The sequence below is a fragment of the Aeromonas sp. HMWF016 genome (assembly GCF_963878195.1).
GTDB classification, from domain to species: domain Bacteria; phylum Pseudomonadota; class Gammaproteobacteria; order Enterobacterales; family Aeromonadaceae; genus Aeromonas; species Aeromonas lacus.
In genome coordinates this window covers 168,454-181,390 of sequence record NZ_CAWNWX010000082.1, presented here as the reverse complement: position 1 = coordinate 181,390, position 12,937 = coordinate 168,454, and the positions used below count along the sequence as shown (strand labels likewise).

At 61.0% G+C, this 12,937-nt stretch carries 15 protein-coding genes; 7 read left to right on the top strand and 8 right to left on the bottom strand.

What is annotated here, in order from left to right; genetic code table 11:
• From lysA to AACS24_RS12840, 5 genes are all read left to right on the top strand, one after another.
• Nucleotides 1–1,251 carry a diaminopimelate decarboxylase gene (lysA, locus tag AACS24_RS12860; protein ID WP_108570897.1) on the top strand — a complete coding sequence of 417 codons (1,251 nt, stop codon included), beginning with the start codon at nucleotides 1–3 and terminating at the stop codon, nucleotides 1,249–1,251.
• Between the two features lie 49 nt (nucleotides 1,252–1,300).
• Nucleotides 1,301–2,131 carry a diaminopimelate epimerase gene (gene dapF / locus AACS24_RS12855; protein ID WP_033115478.1) on the top strand — a complete coding sequence of 277 codons (831 nt, stop codon included), beginning with the start codon at nucleotides 1,301–1,303 and terminating at the stop codon, nucleotides 2,129–2,131.
• A 101-nt stretch (nucleotides 2,132–2,232) separates the two neighbouring features.
• Nucleotides 2,233–2,913: a DUF484 family protein gene (locus AACS24_RS12850; protein WP_033115477.1), complete on the top strand. Its 681-nt coding sequence runs from the start codon at nucleotides 2,233–2,235 to the stop codon at nucleotides 2,911–2,913.
• Nucleotides 2,906–3,871 (top strand): tyrosine recombinase XerC, encoded by a 966-nt coding sequence (gene xerC / locus AACS24_RS12845; RefSeq protein ID WP_108570896.1) that lies wholly within the window; start codon nucleotides 2,906–2,908, stop codon nucleotides 3,869–3,871. Before AACS24_RS12850 ends, xerC begins: the two co-directional genes overlap by 8 nt.
• 33 nt (nucleotides 3,872–3,904) lie before the next feature.
• The gene (locus AACS24_RS12840) at nucleotides 3,905–4,615 is read left to right on the top strand and encodes an HAD-IA family hydrolase (RefSeq protein ID WP_108570895.1); all 711 of its coding nucleotides are present in this window, start codon (nucleotides 3,905–3,907) and stop codon (nucleotides 4,613–4,615) included.
• Between the two features lie 76 nt (nucleotides 4,616–4,691).
• On the opposite strand, the gene AACS24_RS12835 is transcribed toward AACS24_RS12840, so the two are convergent.
• Nucleotides 4,692–6,218, bottom strand: a complete 1,527-nt coding sequence (locus AACS24_RS12835) for a cyclic nucleotide-binding domain-containing protein (RefSeq protein WP_108570894.1) — start codon at nucleotides 6,216–6,218, stop codon at nucleotides 4,692–4,694.
• A gap of 143 nt (nucleotides 6,219–6,361) precedes the next feature.
• Here AACS24_RS12835 and AACS24_RS12830 point away from each other — a divergent pair, with 143 nt between their 5' ends.
• On the top strand, nucleotides 6,362–6,745 hold the full coding sequence (locus AACS24_RS12830) for a hypothetical protein (protein ID WP_108570893.1): 384 nt from the start codon (nucleotides 6,362–6,364) through the stop codon (nucleotides 6,743–6,745).
• Here AACS24_RS12830 and AACS24_RS12825 read toward each other — a convergent pair whose 3' ends face one another.
• The gene (locus AACS24_RS12825) at nucleotides 6,746–7,528 is read right to left on the bottom strand and encodes a gamma-glutamyl-gamma-aminobutyrate hydrolase family protein (RefSeq protein WP_108570892.1); all 783 of its coding nucleotides are present in this window, start codon (nucleotides 7,526–7,528) and stop codon (nucleotides 6,746–6,748) included.
• Between the two features lie 397 nt (nucleotides 7,529–7,925).
• Nucleotides 7,926–8,450, bottom strand: a complete 525-nt coding sequence (gene yjgA, locus AACS24_RS12820; RefSeq protein WP_308810133.1) for a ribosome biogenesis factor YjgA — start codon at nucleotides 8,448–8,450, stop codon at nucleotides 7,926–7,928.
• A gap of 113 nt (nucleotides 8,451–8,563) precedes the next feature.
• On the opposite strand from yjgA, the gene pmbA reads away from it, so the two are divergent.
• Nucleotides 8,564–9,907, top strand: coding sequence for a metalloprotease PmbA (pmbA, locus tag AACS24_RS12815; RefSeq protein ID WP_108570890.1), 1,344 nt, complete (start codon nucleotides 8,564–8,566; stop codon nucleotides 9,905–9,907).
• An 87-nt stretch (nucleotides 9,908–9,994) separates the two neighbouring features.
• Here pmbA and murA read toward each other — a convergent pair whose 3' ends face one another.
• From murA to mlaD, 5 genes are read right to left on the bottom strand one after another with little or no spacing between them, the layout of a single operon-like run.
• Entirely contained in the window at nucleotides 9,995–11,251 is a 1,257-nt protein-coding gene (gene murA / locus AACS24_RS12810) for a UDP-N-acetylglucosamine 1-carboxyvinyltransferase (protein ID WP_041210116.1), read from the bottom strand.
• A 19-nt stretch (nucleotides 11,252–11,270) separates the two neighbouring features.
• Nucleotides 11,271–11,528 carry a BolA family iron metabolism protein IbaG gene (gene ibaG / locus AACS24_RS12805; RefSeq protein WP_033115468.1) on the bottom strand — a complete coding sequence of 86 codons (258 nt, stop codon included), beginning with the start codon at nucleotides 11,526–11,528 and terminating at the stop codon, nucleotides 11,271–11,273.
• Nucleotides 11,528–11,800 (bottom strand): STAS domain-containing protein, encoded by a 273-nt coding sequence (locus AACS24_RS12800; RefSeq protein WP_033115467.1) that lies wholly within the window; start codon nucleotides 11,798–11,800, stop codon nucleotides 11,528–11,530. Before AACS24_RS12800 ends, ibaG begins: the two co-directional genes overlap by 1 nt.
• Nucleotides 11,797–12,429: a phospholipid-binding protein MlaC gene (gene mlaC / locus AACS24_RS12795; RefSeq protein WP_108570889.1), complete on the bottom strand. Its 633-nt coding sequence runs from the start codon at nucleotides 12,427–12,429 to the stop codon at nucleotides 11,797–11,799. The genes AACS24_RS12800 and mlaC overlap by 4 nt, the downstream gene beginning before the upstream one ends.
• A gap of 2 nt (nucleotides 12,430–12,431) precedes the next feature.
• Nucleotides 12,432–12,932, bottom strand: a complete 501-nt coding sequence (gene mlaD, locus AACS24_RS12790; RefSeq protein WP_108570888.1) for an outer membrane lipid asymmetry maintenance protein MlaD — start codon at nucleotides 12,930–12,932, stop codon at nucleotides 12,432–12,434.
• Nucleotides 12,933–12,937 lie beyond the last annotated feature (5 nt).

The window sequence follows — 12,937 nt, the reverse complement described above, 5'->3', positions numbered from 1 at the left end:
TTGGATCACTTTAACTACGATGCCTATGGCCAGCTTCAGGCCGAGCAAACCTCGCTGCAACAGCTTGCCGAGCAGTACGGTACCCCGCTTTATGTCTACTCCCGCGCCACCCTTGAACGTCACTGGCACGCTTTTGACAAGGCCGCGGGCGATATTCCCCATCTGATCTGCTATGCGGTCAAGGCCAACTCCAACCTGGCGTTGCTCAACCTGCTGGCCCGACTGGGGTCAGGGTTTGACATCGTCTCCGGTGGCGAGTTGTCACGGGTGCTGGCGGCGGGCGGCGATCCGCGCAAAGTAGTCTTCTCCGGGGTGGCCAAGAGCGAGGCCGAGATGCGCCTCGCGCTGGAAAAAGAGATCCTCTGCTTCAATCTGGAGTCGGAAGCCGAGCTGGAGCGCCTCAACCGGGTGGCGGGCAGCATGGGCAAAAAGGCGCCAGTATCGGTGCGGGTCAATCCGGATATCGATGCCGGTACCCACCCCTATATCTCGACCGGCCTCAAGCAGAACAAGTTCGGCATCCCCATCGAGCTCGCCCCTGCCATCTATCGCAAGGCGGCTGCGATGGAACATATCGAGATCGTCGGGGTAGATTGCCATATCGGCTCGCAACTCACTGAATTGAATCCCTTTATGGAGGCGGCGGACAAGCTGCTGCGGCTCATCGACGGGCTGGCGGCGGAAGGTATTCATATCCACCATCTGGATGTGGGTGGCGGCCTTGGAGTCAACTACGGTTCCGAGCAGCCACCGCACCCGACCGAGTATGCCGAAGCGCTCAAGCAGAAGCTGGCGGGGCGGGATCTGACCCTGCTGTTCGAGCCGGGCCGCGCCATCGTCGCCAATGCCGGCGTATTGCTGACCCGGGTTGAGTATCTGAAACCGGGCGAGACCCGCAACTTCGCGCTGATTGATGCCGGCATGAACGACATGCTGCGTCCCTCGCTCTATGGCGCCTGGATGAACATCATCGAGGTGGATAGTCGTGCCGGCCATCCCCCTGCGCTCTATGACGTGGTGGGGCCGGTGTGCGAGACCGGTGACTTCCTCGGCAAGGAGCGCACCTTGGCCATCGCCGAGGGTTCGCTGCTGGCGGTGCGCTCGGCCGGTGCCTACGGCTTTACCATGTCATCCAACTACAACACCCGTCCCCGTGCCGCCGAAGTGCTGGTGGACGGTACGCAATCGTTCCTCATCAGAGAGCGCGAGCAGTTGACCGATCTCTGGCGCGGTGAGCACTTGCTGCCTTAAGCTGCTTTTAAAAGTGCCTTGAGCGCGCGCCCAAAAACAGGAACGCACGATGTTGATAGATTTTTCCAAGATGCACGGGCTGGGAAACGACTTCATGGTGGTGGACGGTGTCACCCAGAAGATCTTTTTCAGCAACGACGTCATCAAGAAGCTGGCGGATCGCCACTTCGGGGTCGGTTTTGACCAGCTGCTGCTGGTGGAGCCCCCCTATGACCCCGAGCTCGATTTTCACTACCGTATCTTCAATGCCGATGGCAGCGAGGTGGAGCAGTGCGGCAATGGTGCTCGCTGTTTCGCCCGTTTCGTGCGTCTCAAGGGGTTGATCAACCGGGATCGCATCGCGGTCAGCACGGCGCGCGGTCGCATTGTGTTGCAGCTGGAGGGGGAGAATCAGGTCACGGTCAACATGGGAGTGCCCCAGTTCGAGCCGGGCAAGATCCCGTTTCGGGCCCAGAAGGCGGAGAAGACCTATCTGCTGCGGGCACAGGAGCATACGGTGATGTGCGGTGCCGTCTCCATGGGCAACCCCCACTGCGTCATCGAGGTGCCTTCGGTGGCCGATGCGCCGGTGGCGACTCTGGGGCCCATCATGGAGCGTCACGAGCGTTTTCCCGAGCGGGTCAACGTCGGCTTCATGGAGATGGTCAACGCCACCGAGATCAAGCTGCGGGTGTTCGAGCGCGGGGTGGGGGAGACTCTCGCCTGCGGTACCGGAGCCTGTGCGGCCGCGGTCATCGGCATGAGCCAGGGCAAGCTCAAGGAGCGGGTCACCGTCAGCCTGCCGGGCGGCAAACTGACCATCGCCTGGAAGGGGCCGGGCCAGCCGGTCTATATGACCGGGCCGGCCGAGCATGTCTTTGACGGCCAGATCGACGTATAAAGCAGTTATTCCGATTGATAGCGGTTCAGGCGGCAGGAGCCATACTCCCGCTGCCCATGATGTCGGGGCCAGTCCCCTTTCTCTGATGGATCAACCAAGTTATGAGTGAACTCAAACGGCAGGAGCAACTGGTGGACGAAGCCGCCGTGCTGGAGTACCTGGCCCGTTACCCCGAGTTTTTCCAGCGCCACGGTGCCGTGCTGGACAGGATCCGCATTCCCCACGAGCGCAAGGGATCGGTCTCGCTGGTCGAACGCCAGCTGGATCGCCAGCGCGAGCGGATCGAACAGCTGGAGCAGGAGATCACCGAACTGATGGGGATCGCCAGCGAGAACGAGCGGATCTTCCGGGTCTATGCCGATCTCTATGGCGAGCTCTATGGCTGCCAGACCCTGTTCGAGGTGAGTGCCGTGATGGGCAAGGCCTTCGTCCAGCGGCTGCGGCTGACCGGTCTGCGGCTCTGGCTCAACCCGAAAAAGTTTCAGTTAAGCGGCCCTGAGGCGCGCTTTCTGGCCGAGGGCAAACAGCTGGAACAGCTGCTGGGTCAACGTTTGCCGGGGCAGGATTACTACTTCGGCCGTCTGAACCAGAGCGAGAAGCAGGCGCTGTTTGGTCACGACGTGCTGGTCAACTCGGTCGCTCTGATGCGGCTCGGCGATCTCGGTGTGTTGGCCTTTGCCAGCTCGGATCCCAGCCACTTCACTCCGCACAACGACACCCTGTTGCTGGGCCAGCTGGGCCGACTGCTGCAACTGCGGCTGCCAGAGCTGGCGCATGGCTAGGGCGCCCGCCAAGGCGCCTCCTGTTGCCGAGCCACTGCCGTCCGGATTGGCTGACGATCTGGCGGCATTCATCGAATATCTGAGGGTGGAGCGCCAGCTCAGCCCTCACACCCGCAGCAACTATCAGGCCCATCTGGAGGCGATGACCGCCGCGCTGGTGAAGCTGGGGCTCGAAACGTGGAGCCGGCTCGAGGCGGGTCAGGTTCGGACTCTGGTGACCCGGATGCACAAAGAGGGGCTGGCGCCCCGTTCGCTCGCTACCAAGGTCTCCGCTCTGCGCAGCTTCTGTGACTGGCTGGTGCGGCAGGGGCGGCTGGTGGCCAATCCGGCCCGCGGCATTGTGACCCCCAAGCAGGGGCGGCCACTGCCGAAAAACCTCGATGTGGACGAGATGCACCAGCTGCTCAACATTACTGACGAGCAGGATCCGCTGGCGGTGCGGGATCGCGCCATCATGGAGCTGATGTACTCCTCCGGCTTGCGCCTCGCCGAGCTGGTCGGGCTCAATCTGGTGGATGTGAAACTCGACGACCGTCAGCTCAGGGTGACCGGTAAGGGCTCCCGCGAACGGGTGCTGCCCATCGGCCGGATGGCGGTGGAGTGGCTGCACAAGTGGCTCAAGGTGCGACCGCTGCTGGCGGGCACCGAGAGTGAGGCGCTGTTTGTCTCCAGCCGTCAGCAGCGGCTGTCGGCCCGTTCGGTACAGGCCCGCCTCGATGGCTGGGGCAACAAGCAGGCGCTCAATGCCCATGTCCATCCCCACAAGCTGCGCCACAGCTTTGCTACCCATATGCTGGAGTCCTCCGGCGATCTGCGGGCGGTGCAGGAGCTGCTGGGCCATGCCGATCTCTCAACTACCCAGATCTACACCCACCTCGACTTCCAGCATCTGGCCAAGGTCTACGACAACGCTCACCCGAGGGCCAAGCGGGATCCCGAATCGCAGGAAGATGAATAACGGGCCGTGCGCCCCCGTTGCAGAGGAGAGTCCATGCACTTCTATCGCCGCTGGCAGCCGGTTGCCGCCATCTCGTTTGATCTCGACGATACCCTCTATGACAACGGCCCTGCCATCGAGCGGGCCGAGCAGTGGATGCTGAGCCACCTGCGCAGCGAATATCTGGCCACCGCCATGCTCGACAAGCCGCGTTGGTTGGAGCTCAAACGCGCTGTGCTACTGGCTCGACCAGAGCTGCGCCACGATGTCAGTCTGGCGCGCCAGCAGACCATCTGTACCGCCATGATTGAGGGGGGGATGCCGGTTGCGCAGGCCGGGCGCGCGGCCGAAGAGGTATTTGCCGCCTTTCTGGCCGAGCGCTCGAAAATCGAGGTGAGCGATGCGACTCATGACCTGCTGGCCCGGCTGGCGGCACGCTATCCGCTGGTGGTCATCACCAATGGCAATCTGGATCTGGCTCAGGCAGGGCTTGAACCCTATTTCACTCTGGTCTGCAAGGCGGGGATGAATGCCAGAATGAAGCCGGCATCGGATATGTTTGAGCAGACCCGCAGCGCCCTCAAGCTGCCTGCGGAGCGGATCCTCCATGTGGGGGATCATCCCGAGACCGATGTGCTGGGGGCTCGTCTGCACGGTTTTCGCGCTGCCTGGCTCAACGAGCGGCAGCAGCCATGGCAGCAGTTGCTGCAGCTGCCGGACGTGGAGCTGAGTGTGTTGGGAGAGCTGGCTGAGCTGCTGTTGTGATGGTTGCCGCGCTGGTGGAAGAGGGAAAGGGAAGTAGTATGGCGGAGCTGTCGTCACAACTCCGCCCGAGGTTGCCTTATCTGCCGCCAAACAGTTTCATCAGTTTGTCGAGCAGATCCAGCTGTTGTGGTGGATGCTTCATGGACTCCGCCTCCCGCGCCAGCAGCGCCTGCTGCTCCTGCTGACGATCGCTCAGCACCCGATAAAGGGGCTCGACCAGCGATTCGCGTTGAGCAACCAGCGCCTGGAACATCGCTTGGTTTATGCGATAGGTCTCCACCGTGGCGAGCGCCCGTACCGTAAAGGTGCTGGGCTCGCCGGTGAGCAGGCTCAGCTCGCCAAAGAAGTCACCCGCCCCGAGCGTGCCGAGTTTCAACTCTTTTCCCTCCGCATTGACCAGCATCTCGGCCTCGCCCTTGACCAGCACGAAGAGCCAGCTTGACACCTCTCCCTGCTCCAGCATGACGTCACCGCTGACGAAGGGGGCGAATTTCACCTGATCGGCCAGCTGAAGCAGCTCGTTCTCCTGCAACATGGCAAACAGCGGTAGCTTGCGCAACGTGTCGGTACGCTCGGCGGTATGGCGTTTGTGGCGCGCATCCAGGTGTTGTTTCTCCTTGGCCATAAAGACGTTGAATATCGGCGGAGTGAGGCGCCTGTCATTGCGACGCAAGGCGGCATCGATGAGGCTGCGTACCATGGAGTCGGTAGGATCGTCGCGGGCCAGGTCGGTCAGCCAGTAGCGCACCGCATAGCGGGCGATCCCCCCTTCGACGTTCATCAGCAGGCAGTCCGGTTGCGGGTGCTTGGCGACGCAGGGCAGCTTGGTCTCCCGCAGGGACTTCTCGATCAGGGCGATGATCTGGGTCGGCAGGGTATCCAGCGTCAGATCGAACCAGACCCAGCGTCGCCACTGGAGCGGTTCGCCACGGCGACGGCCGAGCACAGTGAAACGCTGCTTGAGCAGGTGACTGTTGGGGATGACCACTGTCTCCCAGTTGCGGGTCTCGATGGTGGTGGCGCGCCAGTTGATCTCGACGACGCGCCCCTGGGTGGTGTCCACCTGCAGCCAGTCACCGATGGAGATGGAGCTGTCGAGCTGGATCGAGACACCAGCCAGCAGGTTGCCAAGGGTGTCCTGCATGGCAAAGGCGATGACGGCGGTGATCACCGCCGAGGTGGTGACTATCTCCCCGAGCGCCATGCCGGAAGCGTAGAGGCGAAACAGCCCCCAACCGATGTAGCCGATGGTGATGACGATGTCGGCGATGATCCGCGGGATCTTCACGTGGCAGAGCGGCAGCAGGAATTCGAACAGCAGGATCCCCCAGATCTTCACCATCACCAGCCCTGCCAGCAGGGTGGAGATTTCAACCAGCAGATGGTGGGGGAGCGGCAGCTTGAACCAGCCACCTTCCAGCTGGATCAGGACGATGACCACAATGCTCATCATCACGAAACCAAGCTCGGAGAGCAGCTCCCGTCGTTCGCCGGGGCGGCGCCAGAAGTGCACCAGCATCAGCGACAGGGTGAGCAGGGTCCAAAACGGGTGTTCACCGATCCAGAGCAGGGTCGGTAGCGCAGTGAGGTTATCGCCAAACATAGCAGCCCCTTGGCATTGTTTACCTCCAGCATAGCTGTTCCATGGCGGAGAAATGGTGCGCCGATGCGCCATTTTATTTATGCTGCACTCAATTGCTTCAGGGAGGTCTTCCAGTGCAATTTTCAAAGAAAATCATCTGCTTGATGGCGCTCTTGCCGTTGGCAGGCTGTGACCTGCTGGTGGAGCGCTATCGGGTTGAGTTCAGGGATGGATCCTGGCGCGAGATTGCTATTACCCCCTTCTCCAGCGAGGCGCGCTGGCGCGAGGGGTGTGCGACCGGCGAAGTGCTGAGCGACATGACGGTGCCCATCAAGCGTGGCGACAAGGTGAATGGTCGTGAGCAGCTGTTGATTGGAGGGGAGAAATTCGAGCTGGATGACAGCAATCTCTATCGCAGCAATGGCATGGTATTCGGCCAGTCGCCGGACCATATCCAGCGCGGCCTGAAAGGGCTGGATGCCTGTCGTGGCCTGCGCCTCGAACGAGGGGGGATGCCCAAGCTCAAGGCGCGCGGGTTTGGCGAGTGATTACGTCTTGCTGGTGACCGCCTGGCGCTTGCGGCAGGCATCGCCAAAAGCCTCGAAGATCTTGATGGAGTAGGGGTTTTCCCTCGCTCTCCACTCCGGATGCCACTGCACTGCCAGCAGGAAGGGGGAGATGACGGGGGCGTGGATCGCCTCGATCAGACCATCCTCGGCATGGGCCAGCGGTTCCAGCCCGCTGCCCAGCGTCTTGATCCCCTGTCCGTGCAACGAGTTGACCGCAATGCTCTCTTCGCCCATCAGGTCGGCAAACCAGCTGCCGGAGACCAGATGAATCTGGTGGCTCTCGCCATACTGCTCATCTACCGGATCGTCCGAATCTTCCCGATGATCGTCATATCCCGGCTCGCTATAGACTTTCTGGTGGATATCCCCACCCAGCGCCACGTTGATCTCCTGCATGCCGCGACAGATGCCGAGGATCGGTAGTCCACGCGCCAGCGCCCCCTTGATGAGCGGCAGATCGAACAGATCGCGATCCCTGTCCTGCTGTTTCTCCGGAGTGAGATTCTCCTGACCATAGAGGGCGGGGTCTATATTGGAGCCCGCGCCGCTCAGGTAGACGCCATCCGACAGATCCAGATACTGCTCCAGGTCGGCTGTGCCGCAGCAGGTGGGCACCAGCAGCGGGACGCAGTTGCTGATCTCCACCAGCGGCGTGATGTATTTGTGGGTCATCACCTGATAGGCGTGGCCGTTGCGGGGCTGGGCGCCCATGGTCATCAATACGACGGGTTTACGGTTGGGAGGGAGTGAAGGCGTTGGCATAGGGCACCTGAGTTATCCTTGGCGTTGAATTCGCATCCTGCGCCTTGGGCAGACCCTTGCACATAAACCGGACAAGGGCATGCCTCAAAGCATGGTCAAGGGATCCCGTGTCGGCCCGGGGGCAGAATCGTCGGTCAGCCTCGGCAACGACAGCCTGGATCCTGCTTCCAGTCTGCCAAGGCCGTTCAATATGTCAAACAAAATGATGCGAAAATGTTAATGGCCATGGCTTGCATCTTCGCCAAATAGCCTATTTGTGGCCATTCCAAGCCATCGCTTTGCATAAAACTGCTGCATTGTGGTGGATATATTAAACGAGGTGTGTGTTGTGATGCGGGCGGGAGTAGCGGGGCGTGCATAAAAAAACGCCTCCACAAGGGGAGGCGTTTTTCGGGGATCACAGCAGGTCTTCGATCTCGCCGCGCAGATACTGGTACATCTCGCGATAGGCGACCGGCGGCTTGTTCAGCTCCCGCTCCTTGTTGGCATTGCGGATCAGCTGGCGCAGCTTCTGGCGATCCAGTTCGTGGAACTGGGACATCAGCTCGTTGAGGGCGCTGTCTCCCTCGCTGATCAGCCGCTCGCGCCACTGCTCCAGGCGATGCAGACGTGCATTCACGGTGGAGTGACGGTTCTTGATGATGGAGAGCGCTTCGGCAATCGGCTCTACATCCCGGCTGCGCATCAGGCGGCCGATGAACTGCAGGTGACGGCGGAAGGACTCATCCTTCTTCGGCTTGAGCTTGCGGCCCAGCTCGACCGCTTCTGCCAGCTCTTCATCCAGCGGGATCTTCTCCAGCTCGCTGTGGCTGAGGGAGACAATCTCTTCCCCCATCTTCTGCAGGGCTTCGGCATCGCGCTTGAGCTGGCTCTTGCTGGGGCCCCAATCTTCCCACTCGTTGTCGTCTTGATGGTGACTCATCGGTCTCTTGATTCCTGTCATTCACGTTTGGTGGATATGTTACCAGCTTCTCCCGCTGGGCGCAGGGGTCTGATATGCTTAGCCCCTTTCCTTCCTTCATACAGATGTGAGTTATGGATCAGCAAGACCAAATCCGCCAGGATCAAGCCCATCTCGAGGCCGTGGTTGCCGAGGCTCTGGATATTGCCAAAGGACTGGGCGCTTCGCTGGCCGAAGTCTCCATCAGCAAGCAGACCGGACTGTCGGTCAACACCCGCGGTTGTGAACTGGAAAGCATTGAATTCAACAAGGACGGCGCGCTCGGTATCGCCGTCTATCGCGATGGCTGCAAAGGTTCCTCTTCCACCACAGACCTGAGCCGTCCCGCCATCCGTGCCGCCGTTGAAGCGGCGATGGAGATTGCCCTCCATACATCACCCGATGCCTGTGCCGGTCTGGCAGATGCCGAACTGCTGGCCTGGGATGCGCCCGATCTGCAGCTGTGCCACCCGGTGGCGTTGGATCCCCAATACGGTATCGAGCTGGCTACCGAGTGCGAGCGCTTGGCGCTGGGTCGCGATGCCCGCATCAAGCACTCCGACGGGGCCGGTTTCTCCAGCCACCTCGGAATCAAGGTCTATGGCAACAGCCACGGTTTCGTCAAAGGCTACGCGGCGTCGCGCAACTCCCTGAGCTGCGTGCTGATTGGCGAGCAGGATGGCGACATGCAGCGCGATTATGGCTACTCCTCCAGCCGAACCCTCGACGGGCTCTGGAGCCCGCAGCGTATCGCCGACGAGGCGGTGGAGCGTACCCTCTCCCGCCTTGGCTCCCGCAAGATTGCGACCTGCCAGGCTCCGGTCATGTTCCATCCCGATACCGCCTCCGGTCTGTGGGGTCATCTGGTGATGGCGATCAGCGGGGGCAACCTCTATCGCAAGTCGAGTTTTCTGCTCGACAAATTGGGCAAGCAGATCCTGCCCGAGTGGCTCACCATCCAGGAGTTCCCCCACCTGCTGGGCGGCCTGGCCAGTACCCCGTTTGATGGGGAAGGGGTGCGCACCCGCGATATGGACATAGTGCGCAATGGCGAGCTGATGAGCTGGCTGCTCACCTCCTACTCCGCCCGCAAGCTGGGGCTGACCAGCACCGGCCACGCCGGTGGCATCCACAACTGGCAGGTCTCCAGCACAGGTCAGGACTTCAATAGCATGCTCAAGGAGATGGGCACCGGTCTGCTGGTGACTGAGCTGATGGGGCAGGGGGTCAACATCGTCAATGGCGACTACTCCCGCGGCGCCGCCGGCTTCTGGGTCGAGAATGGCGAGATCGCCTATCCGGTCGAGGAGATCACCATTGCCGGCAATCTGGCCGAGATGTTCAGCCACATAGTGGCGGTGGGTAGCGACGAAGATGAGCGTTCCAGCCTCAAGACCGGCTCGGTACTGGTGGAGAGCATGAAGCTGGCGGGTCACTGAACCCCGATTTCTGCCGAGCTGAAACAATGAAAAAGGCCCCTCGCAATGCGAGGGGCCTTTTTGTTAGCCAGTGCTCAGGGGCGGCAATCAGCCCTTGATGCGCTCGATGCGACCACCCAGACCTTGCAGCTTCTGCTCGATGTTCTCGTAGCCACGGTCGATGTGGTAGATGCGGTCGACGATGGTGGAACCTTCAGCGACGAAGCCGGCCAGAACCAGGCTGGCAGAGGCGCGCAGATCGGTTGCCATCACCTGGGCACCCTTGAGCTGAGCGGTGTCGCGGCAGATGGCCACGTTGCCCTGCAACTCGATGTCGGCACCCATCCGTACCAGCTCGGGAACGTGCATAAAGCGGTTCTCGAAGATGGTCTCGGTGATCATGCCGGTGCCTTGGGCCACCGCGTTCAGCACGGTGAACTGGGCCTGCATGTCGGTCGGGAATGCCGGGTAGGGGGCAGTCTTGATGGTGACCGGCTTGAGAGTGCGGCCAGTCATGTCGAGGGTGATCCAGTCTTCACCCTTCTCAATCAGGGCGCCAGCCTCTTCCAGCTTGACCAGAACGGCTTCCAGCAGGGTCGGGTCGGTGTTGCGACAGGTGATCTTGCCGCCGGTAACCGCAGCGCCCACCAGGAAGGTACCGGTTTCGATACGGTCAGGCTGGACGCTGTAGCTGCCGCCGTGCAGACGCTCGACGCCGTCGATGATCAGGGTGTCGGTGCCTGCGCCCTGGATCTTCGCGCCCAGCGCGTTGAGGAAGTGGGCCAGATCGACCACTTCCGGCTCGCGCGCGGCGTTTTCGATCACGGTACGGCCTTCAGCCAGGGTGGCGGCCATCATCAGGTTTTCAGTACCGGTGACGGAGACCATGTCCATCAGGATGTGGGCACCTTTCAGGCGACCGTCGACACGGGCCTTGATGTAGCCATCCTCGATGGTGATCTTGGCGCCCATCAGCTCCAGACCGTGGACGTGCAGGTTGACCGGACGGGCACCGATGGCGCAGCCACCGGGCAGGGAGACATCGGCAGCACCGAAACGGGCGGCCAGCGGGCCCAGCGCCAGAATGGAGGCGCGCATGGTCTTCACCAGCTCGTAGGGGGCAACGTGGTTGTTCACAGCACCGGTCAGCACGGTCACATTGCCGTTGACCTTGGTGGTTGCTCCCAGCATCTCCAGCAGCTTGATGGTGGTACCCACGTCTTTCAGGCGCGGCACGTTGGAGAGGTGCACCTCTTCATCACAGAGCAGGGTTGCGAACAGGATCGGCAGCGCGGCGTTTTTGGCGCCGGAGATGGTCACTTCGCCGTTGAGAGTACAACGACCATCGATTTTGAATTTGTCCATTTTCTACTTGGTTACCAAATCAGGAGGGCATTAGGAATTTACGTTCGCGTTTCCACTCGGCGTCGGTGAACGCCTTGATGGAGAGGGCGTGAATGGCATTGCTGGCGATCTTGTCCATCAGCGGGGCATAGATGGCCTGCTGTTTCTTGACCCGGCTCATGCCGTCAAACATGTCACCAACGGCGATCACCTGATAGTGACTACCATCCCCTTTGACATGGACTTCGGACAATGGCAGAGCCTCGAGGAGTATCGCTTCAATTTCAGAGACTTGCATTATGCGTCCTCAGTTGTGAGCGGAGTTGACTGAAACAAACCGGCCACCCCATAGAGGTTGGCCAGGGTATAGAAATCACTGGAGGCGCCCACCAGTTGCGGTGTGGCGCCTCGTGCGAAAGCGGCTTTAGCCCATTTGACCAGCAGTGCCAGCCCGGCGGAGTCGAGGGTGGTAACCCCGCCCAACTCGAGCCGGTCATCCTGCCACCACTCGTCGCGGCGTTGCCACAGGTCTTTGACCTGTGGCGCTTGCAGATCACCGCTCAGGATCATTTCTTGAGCACCAGCGGCTTGGCATTGTGCTCGTTGAGCTGCTTGATCACGGCATCGATGCCGTTCTGGCGGATGAGGCCGCCCAGCTCGCTCTGCTTGGCGGAGAGCAGGCTGATCCCCTCGGCCACCATGTCGAAGGCTTTCCACTCGCCGGTCTTGTTGTTCTTGCGCAGCTTGAACTCGAGGAAGATGTCCGGCTTGCCGGCCTCTTTCACACTGACGTTGACTGCGGTGATGTTGCTGGTGCCCGGTGCCTTGCCCGGCTCGACCTTGACGGTCTGCTTGTCGAAGTGGGCCAGCGCGTCGGCGTAGGAGCTCACCATGTACTCGGTAAAGGCGGCGACGAAGGCGTCACGCTGGGCCGGAGTGGTCTCCTTGATCTGGTTGCCCAGCACCTTGTAGGCGGCAAAGCGGTTGTCCACATAGGGCAGCAGCTCTTCGCGGATGATCACTCGCAGGTGGTCCGGATTGCTTTTGACCTGAGCCTGATCGGCTTTCAGGCGGGCAAAGGTCTGTTTGGCCGCCTGATCCACCAGCGCGTAGGGATCGGTGGCATCAACCGCCTGAGCGGACAGGGAAAAGAACATGCTGGTCATCAGACCCAGCAGCAGGGCAATTTTCTTGAACATGGTTACTCCTTCTTGCTGTCTGACTTGCTGTCGGAGGACTGGCTGCTATAGAGGAACTTGCCAATCAGATCTTCCAGCACGATGGCGGATTTGGTGTCTTCAATCAGGTCGCCATCCTTGAGCATGGTGGTCCCCATCTCCTCATCGGTAAAGCCGGGGGCCAGACCGATGTACTGCTCGCCGAGCAGACCGGAAGTGAGGATGGAGAGGGTGCTGGTCTCGGAGAACTCGCCGGCACTCTTTTCCATCTGCAGGGTGACTTCGGGAACCTGGGTTTTCGGGTCGAGCACGATGTCGCTGACCCGGCCAACTACCACGCCACCTACCTTGACCGGCGAACGGACTTTCAGGCCGCCGATATTATCGAAATGCGCGCGCAGGGTATAGGTTTCTCCTTCCGGTTTGAAGCTCAAACCGGCCACTTGCAGTGCCAACGCCAGAATGGCACCGATGCCGGCCAGCATGAAGGTGCCAACCAGGAATTCTACTTTGCTGAACTTCATCTTTA